The following is a 14,872-nucleotide window of genomic DNA, read 5'->3' as shown; positions in this document are numbered from 1 at the left end:
GGTTTATCGCCTCATCTGAGATTAGATGAAGTCTTTGACTATCGTCAATAAACATACTAAAACTTGGTATCTGATTGAATAGTTTTATCCATTCAGAATCAAGTGATAGTATTAGATATCCCTCCAGTAAGTAGGGAGTTATTTTTTGGTTTTTAAACAATTAAATCACCTCGTGATTATTTTATTTTCCCTGTAGAGAATAAACTCCGTAGAGTATATTTTCTAAGATTACTTAGAATAAGCTACATTGATTATAATTGCTTAAAAATATAATGTCTACAACAGCTGTTAGCATATCTCACACATATCAGACTCATCAAGGTTATAATGCATATCAGATGATAAACACTACAAAAACTTAGAAAAATTTTCTAATGAAGTTATCAAATCCAAAACATTTGAAAACCTGGATCCATATCGAAATTACCGTAGCTCTATTTCAGAACAAATGCTCAAATCTCGTTAGAGGGAATAAGGTTTTCCGGTCTTTTCTGAAATTTCTTAATGTCTCTCTCTGAAGTTTGCAGATTTGATATGGTTTATCCACAAATTTAGGGCTCAATGGTTCATCTAGGCTCAATTTGTAATAATATTATGAGTAAATCAGGCATGGTTTCCCTTATATTTTGGATAGTCTCAATAGTCCTTTTGTTCCAAGAGTCCCCTTATTGGTTATGGTCAATCCTGACTATTTGTTTGGCGTTATTCATTCCAATGATTAAGATGATGTGGGATATGTCAGGATGGATATTAGATCAAACTAATGAATTATTTTCAAAGGAAAAAATCACTATGGAATTTAAAATTTAGTTAAAAAGAGATTCTAACATAGATAAAATGAATCTTGCAACACCATAGATTGCAACAATAATTATTCCAAGTATCATTATTGCAAATGCAATTCCAATTAGATTAACAGAGTTAGTAGCAGTAGTACATCCTTGAGAAGGGCCATTTTTACATGCTGAATCAACTGCTAGTTTGCCTGTCTGATCTATTGCTTGTCCTCCTGCATCAATGACAACATCAGTGGCAACATTTTGCTTTGCATTCTTTATTGCAGAATTTGTATCAGTTACTGTCTCATCAGGAGTGCTTCCAAGAGCAAAAAACAAGATCATGACTACAACAATAGTTGTAATTCCTATCTTTTTGCTCATAGTTTATAATAATACATTAACTTCTATTTAAAATAAAATTTTTTATGAATTTTTATTCAAATGTATTAACTGCATTTATGAGATCTTTTGCTCCTTGATTTTGAGGAATTATCTCATTTGTATCCATATCAACATTCCACAAGTATGTAAATTCCTCTTTTGGAGAGCTAAAATAATAACTCACTTCATATATTGAATCTTCATCATTTGGTGATGATTTTATAACATCCCAATAGTTTACTATTTCTTCTTTTTCTACTTGCTCAATTGCATCAGGATATGAAATTAGCATTAAAGTGTAAATGACATTTTCAATAGAATCTCCTTGGTTGTCAATGCCTTGATAATTTCTAACTAGTTTTTCTGCTTGATTTTTTTCTTCTATTTTTCTATAGTCTTGTTTGTATTCAGGATCAGTCATATCATATACAGTCCAAATAACTGCCCCAATTATTGAAATTAGAAAAATTACACCTATCCCAATTACACCCATTTTGAGATTGCCCATTATGTAAAATATTGTAAATAAATCGTATATAACCTGTAATATTGCCTAAAACTAGAGTTACAGATTAGCTACTAGATAGCTACTTGACTAATGATTCTTACCTACTTGGCTTTGTTTTGGCCTCAGAATATCGCAAAAAAGTGATGCTTTCCTTACAGGATAAAGCATTAACTCCTTCAATGATTTCGGAGAAGACCAAACTTTATCCAAGTCATGTATCCAATACACTAAACGAGTTAGTTGAAAAGAAGTTGGTTGTTTGTCTTACTCCAAAGTTGAAGAAAGGAAGACTGTATGAACTAACAAAAGAAGGACATAAAATTTTAGAAAAATTATTTTAAATTAATTATCAAAACCACTTGTATTTTTTTCCTGCGACTTCAATTACTGCAGCAACAAAACCCATTGGACCAAAAATCATACCATAGTCTGTTATGCTTGATAAAGGAAAACTAACAATGCCAAAACCTCCTAATATTCCTGGAATTGAAATCATATGAAAGCCATGTGCAAAAATTCTTTTTCCATGTTTACCGGATCTCTTAATTGATTTTGAACGTGCCATAGTTACAATTGGCATTTTTCTGAAATACTATATAACGTATTTCATACTTACTCCCGTGTGGAATTTAGGAAGTAGGCATGGTTTACTTAGATATCAAAATTGATCTATTAGATCGCAGAAGTGTATTGGACAATACATAAAATATTTTGGAGAAAATTAGTCTTGTAAGTTAGAGATTAGAATATGTTCATTATTAAAATCAAATCAATACATTACAATCCTAAATTGTTTCTACAATTAGGACATGCTCTTGCCCACTTTCCAATTTGTGTATTACAGTAAGGACATACTGTAATTTGTTGATTATTTTCAGAAAGCTTTGCTAAAAATGATATTGCTAAAACTCCCAATCCTAATTTGAATAGATCATTCATCCAATCATCATTTTTTCTTTTTCTTCCCATCTTCTTCCTCCCTTGTTTTTGTTTCATGAATAAAATTAGTAAATCGAATATGATCTTCAATGATCTTTTCTAATGCCTCACATCTTTTGATTCTTTTACGCTTGGCATATTCTGAAACCCATGCCCAACAAACTTGGTTGATATCTGAACAGTTTACTCGAACCAAGATGAAAGAAGATCCATAGTGATCTATTATAAATATACCCCAGATTTATAAATCTGCAGGCAGATTTTTATATTATAATAAATTATACAAACTAATGAAAAAAGCACCAATAAGAGATTTGAGTGAATTGGTTAGAACAAAACTGAATTCATTACCTGAAAAAGACTCTCAAGGAAATAACAACAAATTAGCATGGCAAATAATTTCACTTCTTGTTTCAGACAAAGCACAATATTCTACAAATTCAAACATTAGACATGTAGCCAAATTAGTTAGGAGAGGTACTGAAGAATCAGTTGCTGATTATGCAGCATCAAAGATTAGAAGTTTTGTCTTAAACAATCTCAGAAAAGATCCATATTCACTATAATTTTAAGATCATACTGTTATTCAGGTTATTATGAAATAACCTCTAATCAAAATGATCGTAATTCAACGATCAGTTTAGTGGTAGAGTTCATAACAATATCTTTTTATGATAAAACTGTTTTAACATAGTGTGGTCATATCTATCAAAGCACCCACATTTCAAATAAAACCAATCAATCCGATATTCTTTGAAGATCTTTCTCAATCTCAAATTGTTGGTAGAGCTGTAAATGACTCTTCATACCATTATCAATTACAATCATCTTTTGATTCAATGGATAAGTGGATCACATTTTTTGGAAAATCTTATTTTCAGCAATTAGCTCGTCCTGATGTAGATTATTATCATGAACATAAAGCCAATACATCCGGTAAATTTAATTTCAAAAAGGAGTTAATTGATTATTTTTTACGTTCATTTGCTAGCAAAAAAGAATTTCTTGAAATTTATAATAAATTAAAACAGGTTTTTGCAACAATTGGAAAATTAATTCTCATTGAGCTTTACTTTTTTGTTTTTATAATTACTCTATTCAGCCAACAATTTGGTGGAAATAGAGACTTACCAGTTGCTTTTGCATAAATTCTAGAAGTTTTAGTGTAAACTAAAGACAAATCTAGAATTTTTTTCATAGGAATTCAAATTTAATCTAATTTAGGCACCAATTTTGGCCGCAATAAACTGGGAAGATTTCCACAGTAGGTACAAGATTGCTTGCAAGAACTGTAATTATTACGATATTAATTTGATTGATGTTAAAGATGTCATAGAGGATTCGTTTGAAGGGGGTTATTTCTCATTTATTCGAGGAAAACGTTCTCGTAAAATCCACAAAGGCTTCTATCATTGTCCAAAATGTAATGCAGTTTCTTCATTTTTGACAGATTAAGGGAGATCTTAGACTTCCAATCTTTCCAATGAAATCTATCAAAAAGGCAACACTTAGTGATAACTAGTAATGTTATCAAAATATCAAAAAGTTTTTTTGATTATTCTATTTTCTCTTTTCTTCCATTTTGCACTTTTGTTTTGGATTTTCTTATGGGCTAAAATCAATGAGTTAAAATCATCACCATGTTGAATTAAAAATTCCAATATTTGTTCAATGGATTGTAATCCATTTCTCAGAGTTGATTTTTTTCCTTTGTAAAATAGTTTCAAATTTTTGAATCGTGCAATTTCAATTGGATATCGTGAATAATTAGGAGCTAGTGCAATTGGTGCTAATGCAATTGCAAATACTAAAAACATTGTAGCATTCTTTACTCTTTTTTTAAATTCATTAGGTTTGTTAACATTTTTCTCAATTTTTTCTTCATATTTGATATAACCTTCATTAAATTTTTCATAAAATTTTTGAATTTCAAATCTATCTGATTGAATTTGATTTAAGAAATCTAGCCATAATTGATATCGTTCTTCGTTTGTTGTAGTATTGAAATTCCAATTTGTAGTTTTTCTACCAACGGTTTTGATATCTGCTAAAAATTGGATTAACTCTGTATATTTTGGTGCAATAGACATGTAACCAATTAAATCTACAAGATTTCCTATTGAAAATTTATTTTTAGTTAGGTTTTTAGCTAGTTTTTCATCTAAAATTTCTACAGTTTTCTTATAATTTTTCAATAATTTTGGTAGGATTGTTTGAATTAACTCTGCCTCTACCGTATGACTATGAGTGAGTTTAATTTTTTTATCTTTCAATAATTCATCAAAATCTCGATTAAATACTACACATTCACAATACACAAAAACGGATTTTAGGATCTTTTCATAACTTTGTTGAAATAAGAAAAGGATGTTTCCAAAATCATCAGTTTGTTCAAGTAATTTTTTTGCACTATTGTAATCAGTTTTTGCTCGTAAATCTAATTCTCGAGTATATGCCTGTCTCATCTACAAATATGAACAATTGCTTCAGTATAAGCAATCGTTTAATTTTGCTAAAAATTGAGTTTTGTTTTCATACAAACAAAATTCCTGTAAAATTATGATTAATTGCGATCAATTATTCAGAATAAATTGATCTATATTATTCCTAAATTTTAAAAATTATGTATAGATTTTTGATCCATACTTTTTTTACATTTTATCCATAGTTGATTTTCTGTTAACCAAGTTTTTTTATGTGAAATTATTCATGAAAAAATATGAAGTTAAAGAGTTTTGAAATTAAAAATTTTAGATCTATAAAACATCTCAAATGTCAATTATCTCCAAAAATAACTGTCCTTGCAGGAAAAAATGAATCTGGAAAGACATCCATTCTTTTAGCATTGAGTAGAATTAGAACAAGATTCAATGATGATGACATACCTCATTTTGCAGAAAAGGGCGATGTTTCTATAACTTGTACCTTTGAGCTAAGTAACTCTGAAGTTTCTATAGCTGCTGAAAAATTTGAAATACATTATGCAATTACATCATATGAAATAAAAGTAAAAACAACTCCATCAAAAGATTATGAGTTTTCAGGTGAGTTGTATGAAAAATTAAAAAATGCAATTATTGAAGAATCAAAGGACGCAAGAAGTTCTTTTAATGCAATAATTCATGAAATGAAAGAACTTGGTTCAGGAGATCTTCCAGTAAAAAAAATTGATAATTTTGAAATGGAGGTTATCAATCAAAACACAACACAATTAAGCAATATGCAAACTCAAATCCAACAAAATCCTGGTGTTTATGGTCCAAAAATCACAAGTCCTCAGATTGCTTCCGCATTAGAATTATTACCTAAATTAGCACATCCTGCAAAAGAATTATCCATATTAGAGGAAATATTTGAAAATCTAATTCCAAATACAATATACTTTAATTCATTTGAAGATAGATTACCTGCTGAAATTGATCTTACAGATGCAATAAACGAATGCAACGATGAGAATAAACTTAGTATTGTAAGAGATTTTGTCACTCTTTCTGAATTAGATTTAGAAGAGTTAAAGAATCCTGATAGACAACATCGTGCAAAAGTTACCAATAAGGCAACAAAGATTTCTAGCGATATCTTTGGAAAATTTTGGGATCAGGATCCAATTGAAATTGAAATAAGCTATGATGAGCCTAAATTGACGTTTTTTGTAAGAGATCAAGGTAAAGAATTTCCTTTCAAACCCTCTCAAAGAAGTAAAGGTATTCAATGGTTCATGTGCTTTCTAGCAAGATTATTTTCTGAAGGTGTACCAACACAAGACAATCTTATTCTAATCGATGAACCAGGATTATATCTTCATTCAACAGCTCAACAAAATGTTCTAAATAGATTAGAAGATCTTTCGGATGAGAACAATCAAATTATCTTTTCTACACATTCTCCTTATTTAATTGACCCTAGCAAATTAAATCGTGTTAGATTAGTTAACAAAAATTCTGACAAAATAACTACTCTAGAAAATCAATTCAATAAAGATGCAGATATAGAAACTATTGCTCCAATAATTGCATCAATTGGATTAGATTTATCACAAGGGATTGGATTTTCTAAGAAGAAAAATATCATCGTAGAAGGTGTAAGTGATTATTATTATTTAATAGGAATAAAAAAACTAATCGAAAAGATACTTTCTGAGTATAAATTTCCAGATGATATTGCATTGATCCCATGTGTTGGAGAATCTAAGGTATCATTATTAGCATCATTTTTCATAGGATATAATTTGGATTACAAAATATTATTGGATGAGAAAGGTACCAAACAAACTCGTAAAAAACTTGAAAATGATGGCCTAAAAGAGAAAATCATCATAGTTGGAGATAATGGGCAGTCTATTGAAGATATGTTTGAAAAATCAGATTTTGAGAAATTTTGTACTTCAAAAAATAACACTCTGAGTAAAACATTACTTTCAAAACAATTCTTAGAAAAAATTGAAACTGGCGAGATTACATCTCTGCAGGAGACTACCATAAACAATTTTCTTGCAATATTTGAACAATTGAAATCTAATTAAATTAAGATACAAATTCGGTTGTATTTATACAAAATATTTCATCGATCTGAATTATTTTAAAATTAATTTTAGGCGTGAACTTTGTATTTATTCATAAAAAAAACTCCCAACAAAGCCATTTTCATTGGTTTTAAGGATAGGTTTGAATCTCTTCAAAAATGTGGTATACATAAAATAATAGGGGTAGAGAAATCATTATGAGCGGTAAGAATGGGAGAAAGTAGGATTTCAGATATAAAACTAGTAAATTCCAAGGATGAGTACTCATCTGATGAAAATGTAGTGATTAATGTCCAATTTTCAGTTGAAGGAGACCTCAGAAATGCCTTCAATGAAGCAAATTGGACTAAAGCCTACAACAATAATGATGTTTCATTCAAGATGAAATATGGGGTAAAATTGACATCAGGTGGATTCAGAAAGAAGGAATTGGGGCGGACTATTGATACTTACAGAAAGGCATCTATATTTTGGACAAGAAATCCTAAACTTGTCAATCCAATGAAAGATAGAAGAATTTGGGTTCAAGTAGCCAAAAATTTTGAGCCATTTATCAGGCTAACTGAAGAAGAAGTAAGACAAGAGCTTTTTGACTTTGATGAAAAATTTGTTTTCAAAGCATCAGATTTGGGAAAAGGAAAGCATAAGATTAGTGCTGAAGCATTTGCGTCATGGCAAAAACATGACTATACAGAAACAGGCAGTATTAAGAACGGCTCCGGCGAAATTGAAATAATCATCAATTAGGGATATAAGGAACTTTTTTGGGTAATTAGTATGGCAAAATACGATGGTCTGTTAGGACAACCAGTTCTTGAAGTTGAAGAACCAGATAAAGAAGATGGAATTACCTTTATCTTAAAAGACAACAGGTTTTTGTTTATCAAGGCAGTTGATGGAAAAATTGAGACCGTATCAATTCCAGAATAGGTGGATATGAATGGAAAAATTTGATGCAATCAAAATGTTAGAACTTGTAAAAGTTGAAGATCCTGATTCAGATGGAGGTCTTACTTTGATTTTCCAAGAAAATAAAACTTTGAAAATTAAAGTTGTAGATGGAAAATTAGTTTCTGAATTTGTTTAAACTAGTTTCTCACATGTTTTTCATAAAAACCAATAGCTAGTTCTTGCACTTCAGATTGAATAGATCCAGGTCTTTCATCACGTATTTTTTTAATTGCATCGTTTGCTGTGAAATTTTTATATTTTACAAAATAACATGCAAGAATTGTCCCTGCTCTTCCCATTCCAGCAGCACAATGAACCATTACAGATTGATTGTTTTTAATTTGCTCATGAATAAAATCTACTGCCAGATCTATTTTATCCATATCAGGAGCAGTAAGATCGGGAGTTGGAACATGTAGATAACCAATATCTTGTATCCAATTATCAGGTAAAGCATTCTCAGTCATAGTAACAATTGATTTTACTCCTTGATCTAAAAGCCAATTAAATTCATCAAAACTAGTAGGAATTCCTGAACCGGCTAATTTTTCTTCAATTAACCAAGAAAAGTTTGTAGGTTTTTTTGTAATTCTGCCATGAACTTTTCTCCAAAGATTCCCAGGTTTACTCATACTATGCAATGTAATTTGCTGTATTTTTAGCATTGCGAAATTAAGAGAAAAGTTATGATGCTAATGCTCTAACAGGTGAGCCTGTTGCATCTTTAAGTTTTAATGGAAGAATTGTAAAGTTGAATTCTATAGAAGAAATTTTATTCAAATTTGTTAAATTTTCTACAATCAAAATATTGTTTTTTGAGAAAATATGGTGAACAGGAAATGATTCATCTTTTCCTAGATCTATACTTGGAGAATCTATACCAACTAAATTGATCTTCTTTGATATAAGATAATTTGCAGCTGATTTGTCTAGTCCAGGATTTTCAGTAAAATAATTCTCTTTTTGTAGATTTTTTTGCCATTGAGTAAAAAAGAAGACTGATGAACGATTTGGGATTATGCCATTGTTTTTTTCAAATATCATGATATCTTGTTTTGTTATTTGGGAATTTTTGAGTTTTTTGAGTTTAATTAGAATAGCTTTACCAATTAGCCTATCAAGTGGAATTTGATGGATTTTGATACCGTTTTTAACAAAATGATATGGTGCATCAATATGAGTTCCAGTGTGAGAACTTAGGAATAACAATTCAAGATTATATCCATCATCTTTGATGTCAGACCATAAAATGAATTGAGGTTTTGGGGAACCAGGAAAACTTGGAATGGATTTTGATATTGTAAGTGTAAGATCTATAGGTTTCATATCGATATTATCTGTTGGTAATTAATCAGTTTTTCAACTATGAAAAGTTAAATAGTGTTTGATGAAAATCAACCTGTGCCTACTGCATATGTTCTATTAAATTCTGATTTAGGATCAGATGAATCAATAATTGCCGAAGTCAAACAAATTCTTGCAGATGAGGATGTAAAATATGAGGTTCAAGGAGTCTATGGTGTATATGATATTGTTTTGAAATTAACTTCGGATGACTCTGAAAAATTACGTACAATTATCACCAACAAAGTCAGAAAAATTAGTAAAGTTCAATCAACATTAACCATGATGGTAATTGAAGAACAAGAAAATCTATAATTTCTTTATTGCATCAATTGTCTGAAGCATTTCAGATTCAGTATTAAAAAAGTGAGGGGATGCTCGGATAATTTTTTGGTTCATAATTTCCCTTACTGCTAAAACAATATTTTGTTTCTCAAGTTTGTCTACTATTTCTTGTGAGTCCTGTCCTTTGAGATTAAAAGACACAATACTAGTTCTATGATTTGGATCATCAGGTCCATACAAAATGATATTTGGAATTTTTGATAATTCCTCTCTGAATAGATTTGAAAGATATAGATTTTTTTCACGAATATTTTTCATTCCAAAATTCAGCAAATATCTTACAGATGATTCCAAACCAACTATTCCAACATAATTTCTAAAACCTGTTTGAAATTTGTCCGGCAGTTCTTTAAAAGCAAGATTAGTTTCATCGTAAATTATTGCTGATTCACCTCCAATAGTCATAGGTTTTAGTAATTCACTTGACTTTCTACTACAATAAAATAATCCAGTTCCCATTGGACCACAAAGCCATTTTGAACCATTGAAGGACATGAAATTACATCTAATTTTAGATACATCAATTTCACCAATACATCCTATAGTTTGTGCACTGTCAAGAAAAAATGGAATTTTATTATCAATAATTTTTCCGATTTTCTCAACAGGCAATATTGAACCGGTATTATAGAGTGCATGACTAAGTGCCACTAGTTTTGTATTATCATCAATGAAAGACTCTAAATCATGTAATTTGAAAAAACCATCTTTATCTATAGGCAGGTTTTTTATTGAGATTTTGTCTTTGAGTTGAAACCACGGATAATAGTTTGCATGATGTTCATGTCCCATACCACGAATGATGATGTTAGATTTATCATCAAAAGAAATACCATTTGCAACAAAATTTATTCCATCAGTTGTACTTTGAGTAAGAACTACTTCATCAGGCTGACATGATATGATTTTTGCAATTATCTTTCTAACATTCTGGAGTTTTTCAGCAACAAATGGTTCTGAATCCTTAGAGTCAGGACCTATAGAGTTGTATGATATTAGAAATTCTTTCATATCATCTATACTTTGAGAAGGCATCAAAGATACTGATGCATTATTTAGATAGATTTTGTTTGAATCTGGAAAATCATCTGAAATATCTTTTGATATGAAATTCATTATTATATCTGTAAAATTCTATAATGGTGTTGGATAAAAGTCCTGAGCTGATTTTAGATAATAGTTTTGAACATATTAAAAATGAATTTGAGTCAAATATTCCAAGTTTAGTTTTATGTTCTGAACCATTTCACAAGGCAGAATTTCTTTATAGATTAATGAATTCGATTGAAATCCCAACAATCTACGTAGATTTGGATTTACTGTATACTGGATATGTTGAATCTGGCATGATAAAGAAAAAAAATAATGTAATAATTTTTCATCCAGAAAAGGAAAACTGGGAAAAGAAGTTAGTTAAAATTATTTCCAAAGTTTCAAAAGAGAAGTTTTTAGTTGTAATTGATTCGTTTAATGGAGTATACAATATGTTTGATGATCTTGAATCTGCAAGATTTGTCAATTCATGTATTATGTTACTATCATCTCTTGCCAATCAAACAAATTCATCAGTAATAGTCACTGGAATGGCAAGAAAGAAAGAAAACCTAGGATGGGTTATATCACCAGGAGGAAAACAGATCATAAAATCAGAAAAAACAGGTGTTTATTTTATTAAAAAAAATCCAAATTATCTGATTTTTACTATGGAAGGATCTAATTCAAAAGCATTCAAAATTGAATAAGATTTGATCGCATTACGATCAGGTTTCAAACGCCGTTATAAAATATGAAACGCCGTTATAAGACGAAATTTTTAGGTAAATTATATTAAGAGCAAAACAAGATTTTATTTTGTTATGCCAGTAGGAATTATTCCAGACATCAGCGAACAAATGTGTATCGGATGTGCACTATGTGTAGAAATCTGTACAACATTAGGTCCAGATGTCCTTAGAGTAAAACCAGTTGAAGGCTGGAAGAGAGGTAAAGCATTTGTTTTCTACCCAGAAAGATGTATTTCTGATGGTGCATGCATCGGTGTATGCCCAACAAAAGCAATCTTTTGGATGAGACCAATGGACTTTACTGTTGGACAACCAGTTCCACTCTACAAGAACTCAGTCTTCGTCAAAGGTTGGACTGAATTAATCGATTAGATTAATTCGACAATTTTTAATTTCTTTTTATTATTTTAGATTTTAACAGCACCAGAACTTTCTTGTCGAATATGTGGTTTTTTCTTTAACCAGATCATTGCTCCAATAAACAAAATCCCGGGAACTAAAATGATTACCAACATTAATTCATAATAAGTTGTTAATCTTTGTGCAGGTTTTGTATGATAGGTTTCATGAGTGGTTTTTTCTGGATTATCATATACTGCAGTTGTAAAGTCAACTGATCTTTGTTCTTTACTTTCCATGTTTCCAAATACAGTCACACTTTCTTCTGCAAATATTGATGGTGTGTGAATTCCTTCGATTCTTATAATGATTGAACCAGAATCGCTGAAGACAAAATTTCTATAATCACCACCAATTTGACTTAGGCCTTCATCTCGAAAAATTTCTTTTCCATTTTGGAATATAACAAAATTGTATTTCATTTCTGCAAGATTAGAATTTGTTTGAGGATCATAAAATTGATATACAAATTGTATTTTTTCATGAGTTTTGATCACAGGTGGATCCCATGAAAGGTTAACTTCTACATCTAAATCTGGAGTGTACTGCAGTAATGGAAATTCAATTTTTGTACCGGTTGCATCATGAGGGTAATTTGGAATTGCTTTTTCAATGATTAGAACACCTTCCATCCAAGGATGGATAGTACAATAATATGAAAAGGTACCAGATTCTTCAAATTTGTAAGACCATGATTCTCCTGGCATGAATCTACCACTATCAAAGATTCCATTAGGAGTTCCAAAGTTATCGCTCATCCATCCAAATCTTCCAGAGCCTTCTCCACTGGTAACTGTATGACCTTCCTTGTCATCATTATACCAAGTAATTGTATCACCAACTGTAGCATACAATTGCGGAGGATCATACCATACTTCTGCTGGAGTATTTAATTCAGGATTGTATGCTCCTAATGGGATATCAATTACATATTCATCTGCAAAAACAGTGGAAGTTGAGGCCAAAATACTTAAAATTATTGAGAAAATTAGAAACTTCACATTTTAGAATCATTAATCCATTAATTAAATACTTGATGTTTTTTTCATAGATGAGAAGTGTATATCAATTCAAAGAATTATTCACATGTATAATGCACAAGAATCTTAGAAGCCTTGATATTCTTATAAAAATAATAGAATGAAAATGCCAATCTCATTTAATCTTGGAAAAAAACTCATCATATTGGTACTAATTGTGTCAGTAGTTGCTCTTTCAATCACAGGATTTCTTAGTTTCAATTACGCTGATCAAATTCTAAAACAGAGAGCAGGAGATCAATTACTTGGAGAATCAACAGTACGTGGAGATACGCTTAGATTACTTTTTGAATCAAGAATAGAACAAAACAATATTCTTGCAAGTGATCCAATGATTCAATTTTTAATTTCTCAAATGAATCAATCTTCTGAAAATGAGTTTCAAGAATTAAAAGAAAATAATCGTAGAGATTTCTTAATTCAAGTTCAAGCATTTCAGGAATTAATTGGATTTTCAATTGGATTTGAGGACGTAAAGATAATTGGTGCTAATGGAAAAATTTTCTTTTCTCTTGTGGGAAATGCTGATACAGACTTTAGTGAAAATCCATTTTTTAAAAGAGGCATGAAGGAATCTTTTATTGAATTTGAACCAGCTGAATCTGGTAAAAAAATGATTGTAGTTTCACCAGTTTTTGCTGATGATAGTAAAAAAGGTGATGAACCAATAGGGGTAATAATTTCAAGAATGAGAACAGCCTCAATAGATAATGTTTTGATAAATAAAAGTGGATTAGGAGAAACAGGAGAAGTGTATATTGTAAATAATCAGTATTTGATGTTATCTGAATCTAGATTTTTTGAAAATGCAATTTTTCAACAAAAAGTGGATACGTTAGGAGTTCAAAAATGTTTCAATGAAGATGAAGAATATATTGGATTCTACACAGATTATAGAGGAGTTCCAATCTTTGGGTCATCTTATTGTGCAAATGATTTAGGGATTGTTTTACTAGTTGAAATTGATGAGGCAGAAGTAGAAAAGCCAATAATAATTCTACAAGAAAGAATTCTCGAAACAGGAATTGTAATTACTTTAGTCATGGGAATTGTTGCTTTTGTAATATCAAAATCTCTTTCAAGACCATTAATTGAATTAAAAAATGCTGCAAATAAGATTTCAAGTGGAAACTTTGATGTAAGAACCAATATAAAAACAGGTGATGAAATTGGGGAATTATCTCATGCATTTGATTCCATGGCGCAAAAACTACAAGAATCATTAATTGAAATTAAACAGAAAGAAGAGGTTATCAAACAGCTTGAGGGCGATATGCTGTTGAAATTTTCTCAACATGAACAAAATGATTGTGTTGGTGTAATTGATATGTCTGATTCTACTAGAATATCATCTAAATTATCTGATCAGGATATTACCAAGTTATATGAAATCTTTCTAAATTTCATGGCAAAAATTATTCAAAAACACAATGGTCAAGTAGTTAAAAACATTGGAGATGCTTTGATGTTTAGATTTTCAAATGTCGATATAAAAGATGATAAAGTATTGAGAAACATTTTAGAATGTTGTTTATTCATGATTGAATCTCATGGTGAATTACAAAAACAACTTACAGCTGAAAACTTGCCTAAATTAGATTACAAAATTAGTGTAACATATGGTTCTGTAAAGGTAGCTGAAAGCACCACTTCTAATATTAGTGATATTTTTGGCCCTACGGTCAATCGTTGTTTCAAAATTAATTCTCTTTGTTCAAGAAACAGCTTCGTAATTGGTGAAAATTTCTATAAAATGGTAAAAAAGCTTACAGAATATGATTTTATTGAATTATGTGTCATTGAACTAAAACAGAAATATGATTACAACGTTTTCGAAGTTAGAAGAAAAGGATTAGATAGTTTTGGAAAAAAATAATCTC

The 14,872-nt window shown here is 30.1% G+C and carries 21 protein-coding genes; 11 read left to right on the top strand and 10 right to left on the bottom strand.

Going from position 1 to position 14,872, the window contains the following annotated elements; genetic code table 11:
* Positions 1 to 806: 806 nt before the first annotated feature.
* Together K5783_RS08070 and K5783_RS08065 are read right to left on the bottom strand one after the other, a co-directional pair.
* Entirely contained in the window at positions 807 to 1,160 is a 354-nt protein-coding gene (locus K5783_RS08070; protein WP_297473591.1) for a hypothetical protein, read from the bottom strand.
* Between the two features lie 52 nt (positions 1,161 to 1,212).
* On the bottom strand, positions 1,213 to 1,668 hold the full coding sequence (locus tag K5783_RS08065; RefSeq protein WP_297473590.1) for a hypothetical protein: 456 nt from the start codon (positions 1,666 to 1,668) through the stop codon (positions 1,213 to 1,215).
* An 83-nt stretch (positions 1,669 to 1,751) separates the two neighbouring features.
* Between K5783_RS08065 and K5783_RS08060 the strand changes: the two genes are divergently transcribed.
* On the top strand, positions 1,752 to 2,009 hold the full coding sequence (locus tag K5783_RS08060; protein WP_297473589.1) for a hypothetical protein: 258 nt from the start codon (positions 1,752 to 1,754) through the stop codon (positions 2,007 to 2,009).
* A gap of 8 nt (positions 2,010 to 2,017) precedes the next feature.
* Here the strand turns inward: K5783_RS08060 and K5783_RS08055 are convergent, their stop codons facing one another.
* The 3 genes from K5783_RS08055 to K5783_RS08045 all read right to left on the bottom strand — a co-directional run bounded on the left by K5783_RS08055 (position 2,018) and on the right by K5783_RS08045 (position 2,803).
* A complete protein-coding gene (locus tag K5783_RS08055; RefSeq protein WP_297473586.1) occupies positions 2,018 to 2,248 on the bottom strand; it encodes a hypothetical protein in 231 nt (76 codons plus the stop codon).
* A 197-nt stretch (positions 2,249 to 2,445) separates the two neighbouring features.
* Positions 2,446 to 2,637: a hypothetical protein gene (locus K5783_RS08050; RefSeq protein ID WP_297473585.1), complete on the bottom strand. Its 192-nt coding sequence runs from the start codon at positions 2,635 to 2,637 to the stop codon at positions 2,446 to 2,448.
* Complete coding sequence (locus K5783_RS08045; RefSeq protein ID WP_297473584.1) at positions 2,615 to 2,803, bottom strand: hypothetical protein; 189 nt, start codon at positions 2,801 to 2,803, stop codon at positions 2,615 to 2,617. Before K5783_RS08045 ends, K5783_RS08050 begins: the two co-directional genes overlap by 23 nt.
* Positions 2,804 to 2,897: 94 nt before the next feature.
* Between K5783_RS08045 and K5783_RS08040 the strand changes: the two genes are divergently transcribed.
* Together K5783_RS08040 and K5783_RS08035 are read left to right on the top strand one after the other, a co-directional pair.
* Entirely contained in the window at positions 2,898 to 3,173 is a 276-nt protein-coding gene (locus K5783_RS08040; protein ID WP_297473583.1) for a hypothetical protein, read from the top strand.
* Positions 3,174 to 3,302: 129 nt separating this feature from the next.
* Complete coding sequence (locus tag K5783_RS08035) at positions 3,303 to 3,755, top strand: hypothetical protein (RefSeq protein WP_297473582.1); 453 nt, start codon at positions 3,303 to 3,305, stop codon at positions 3,753 to 3,755.
* Between the two features lie 390 nt (positions 3,756 to 4,145).
* Here the strand turns inward: K5783_RS08035 and K5783_RS08030 are convergent, their stop codons facing one another.
* Positions 4,146 to 5,072, bottom strand: a complete 927-nt coding sequence (locus K5783_RS08030; protein WP_297473581.1) for a hypothetical protein — start codon at positions 5,070 to 5,072, stop codon at positions 4,146 to 4,148.
* Between the two features lie 254 nt (positions 5,073 to 5,326).
* On the opposite strand from K5783_RS08030, the gene K5783_RS08025 reads away from it, so the two are divergent.
* From K5783_RS08025 to K5783_RS08010, 4 genes are all read left to right on the top strand, one after another.
* Positions 5,327 to 7,129, top strand: a complete 1,803-nt coding sequence (locus K5783_RS08025) for an AAA family ATPase (protein WP_297473580.1) — start codon at positions 5,327 to 5,329, stop codon at positions 7,127 to 7,129.
* 210 nt (positions 7,130 to 7,339) lie between these two features.
* On the top strand, positions 7,340 to 7,876 hold the full coding sequence (locus K5783_RS08020; RefSeq protein ID WP_109877543.1) for a hypothetical protein: 537 nt from the start codon (positions 7,340 to 7,342) through the stop codon (positions 7,874 to 7,876).
* A 30-nt stretch (positions 7,877 to 7,906) separates the two neighbouring features.
* Positions 7,907 to 8,059 (top strand): hypothetical protein, encoded by a 153-nt coding sequence (locus K5783_RS08015; RefSeq protein ID WP_200829110.1) that lies wholly within the window; start codon positions 7,907 to 7,909, stop codon positions 8,057 to 8,059.
* 10 nt (positions 8,060 to 8,069) lie between these two features.
* On the top strand, positions 8,070 to 8,216 hold the full coding sequence (locus K5783_RS08010) for a hypothetical protein (RefSeq protein WP_297473576.1): 147 nt from the start codon (positions 8,070 to 8,072) through the stop codon (positions 8,214 to 8,216).
* 1 nt (position 8,217) lies between these two features.
* Here the strand turns inward: K5783_RS08010 and K5783_RS08005 are convergent, their stop codons facing one another.
* A complete protein-coding gene (locus K5783_RS08005; RefSeq protein ID WP_109877544.1) occupies positions 8,218 to 8,712 on the bottom strand; it encodes a dual specificity protein phosphatase 23 in 495 nt (164 codons plus the stop codon).
* 52 nt (positions 8,713 to 8,764) lie between these two features.
* A complete protein-coding gene (locus tag K5783_RS08000) occupies positions 8,765 to 9,406 on the bottom strand; it encodes a cyclase family protein (RefSeq protein ID WP_297473575.1) in 642 nt (213 codons plus the stop codon).
* A gap of 75 nt (positions 9,407 to 9,481) precedes the next feature.
* On the opposite strand from K5783_RS08000, the gene K5783_RS07995 reads away from it, so the two are divergent.
* Positions 9,482 to 9,739, top strand: a complete 258-nt coding sequence (locus K5783_RS07995; protein ID WP_109877662.1) for an Lrp/AsnC ligand binding domain-containing protein — start codon at positions 9,482 to 9,484, stop codon at positions 9,737 to 9,739.
* On the opposite strand, the gene K5783_RS07990 is transcribed toward K5783_RS07995, so the two are convergent.
* On the bottom strand, positions 9,734 to 10,885 hold the full coding sequence (locus tag K5783_RS07990; protein WP_297473573.1) for an aminotransferase class V-fold PLP-dependent enzyme: 1,152 nt from the start codon (positions 10,883 to 10,885) through the stop codon (positions 9,734 to 9,736). The two genes, K5783_RS07995 and K5783_RS07990, sit on opposite strands and share 6 nt — an antisense overlap.
* A gap of 23 nt (positions 10,886 to 10,908) precedes the next feature.
* Between K5783_RS07990 and K5783_RS07985 the strand changes: the two genes are divergently transcribed.
* Both K5783_RS07985 and K5783_RS07980 read left to right on the top strand, forming a co-directional pair.
* The gene (locus K5783_RS07985) at positions 10,909 to 11,511 is read left to right on the top strand and encodes a hypothetical protein (protein WP_297473572.1); all 603 of its coding nucleotides are present in this window, start codon (positions 10,909 to 10,911) and stop codon (positions 11,509 to 11,511) included.
* Positions 11,512 to 11,625: 114 nt separating this feature from the next.
* Positions 11,626 to 11,925, top strand: a complete 300-nt coding sequence (locus K5783_RS07980; protein WP_007402606.1) for a 4Fe-4S binding protein — start codon at positions 11,626 to 11,628, stop codon at positions 11,923 to 11,925.
* A gap of 35 nt (positions 11,926 to 11,960) precedes the next feature.
* Here K5783_RS07980 and K5783_RS07975 read toward each other — a convergent pair whose 3' ends face one another.
* On the bottom strand, positions 11,961 to 12,917 hold the full coding sequence (locus K5783_RS07975; RefSeq protein ID WP_297473570.1) for a plastocyanin/azurin family copper-binding protein: 957 nt from the start codon (positions 12,915 to 12,917) through the stop codon (positions 11,961 to 11,963).
* A gap of 181 nt (positions 12,918 to 13,098) precedes the next feature.
* Between K5783_RS07975 and K5783_RS07970 the strand changes: the two genes are divergently transcribed.
* On the top strand, positions 13,099 to 14,868 hold the full coding sequence (locus tag K5783_RS07970) for a cache domain-containing protein (RefSeq protein WP_297473567.1): 1,770 nt from the start codon (positions 13,099 to 13,101) through the stop codon (positions 14,866 to 14,868).
* The last annotated feature ends 4 nt before the right edge of the window (positions 14,869 to 14,872 follow it).

This window comes from Nitrosopumilus sp. (assembly GCF_025699125.1).
Taxonomy (GTDB): Archaea; Thermoproteota; Nitrososphaeria; order Nitrososphaerales; family Nitrosopumilaceae; genus Nitrosopumilus.
The sequence above is the reverse complement of the archived record's forward strand: the minus strand, read 5'-3'. Positions and strand labels throughout refer to the sequence as shown.

Coding starts and splice junctions, on each gene's coding strand:
- K5783_RS08070 (WP_297473591.1), bottom strand. CDS start 1,160: ATGAGCAAAAAGATAGGAATTACAACTATTGTTGTAGTCATGATCTTG.
- K5783_RS08065 (WP_297473590.1), bottom strand. CDS start 1,668: ATGGGCAATCTCAAAATGGGTGTAATTGGGATAGGTGTAATTTTTCTA.
- K5783_RS08055 (WP_297473586.1), bottom strand. CDS start 2,248: ATGCCAATTGTAACTATGGCACGTTCAAAATCAATTAAGAGATCCGGT.
- K5783_RS08050 (WP_297473585.1), bottom strand. CDS start 2,637: ATGGGAAGAAAAAGAAAAAATGATGATTGGATGAATGATCTATTCAAA.
- K5783_RS08040 (WP_297473583.1), top strand. CDS start 2,898: ATGAAAAAAGCACCAATAAGAGATTTGAGTGAATTGGTTAGAACAAAA.
- K5783_RS08030 (WP_297473581.1), bottom strand. CDS start 5,072: ATGAGACAGGCATATACTCGAGAATTAGATTTACGAGCAAAAACTGAT.
- K5783_RS08025 (WP_297473580.1), top strand. CDS start 5,327: ATGAAGTTAAAGAGTTTTGAAATTAAAAATTTTAGATCTATAAAACAT.
- K5783_RS08020 (WP_109877543.1), top strand. CDS start 7,340: ATGGGAGAAAGTAGGATTTCAGATATAAAACTAGTAAATTCCAAGGAT.
- K5783_RS08015 (WP_200829110.1), top strand. CDS start 7,907: ATGGCAAAATACGATGGTCTGTTAGGACAACCAGTTCTTGAAGTTGAA.
- K5783_RS08010 (WP_297473576.1), top strand. CDS start 8,070: ATGGAAAAATTTGATGCAATCAAAATGTTAGAACTTGTAAAAGTTGAA.
- K5783_RS08005 (WP_109877544.1), bottom strand. CDS start 8,712: ATGAGTAAACCTGGGAATCTTTGGAGAAAAGTTCATGGCAGAATTACA.
- K5783_RS08000 (WP_297473575.1), bottom strand. CDS start 9,406: ATGAAACCTATAGATCTTACACTTACAATATCAAAATCCATTCCAAGT.
- K5783_RS07990 (WP_297473573.1), bottom strand. CDS start 10,885: ATGAATTTCATATCAAAAGATATTTCAGATGATTTTCCAGATTCAAAC.
- K5783_RS07985 (WP_297473572.1), top strand. CDS start 10,909: ATGGTGTTGGATAAAAGTCCTGAGCTGATTTTAGATAATAGTTTTGAA.
- K5783_RS07980 (WP_007402606.1), top strand. CDS start 11,626: ATGCCAGTAGGAATTATTCCAGACATCAGCGAACAAATGTGTATCGGA.
- K5783_RS07970 (WP_297473567.1), top strand. CDS start 13,099: ATGCCAATCTCATTTAATCTTGGAAAAAAACTCATCATATTGGTACTA.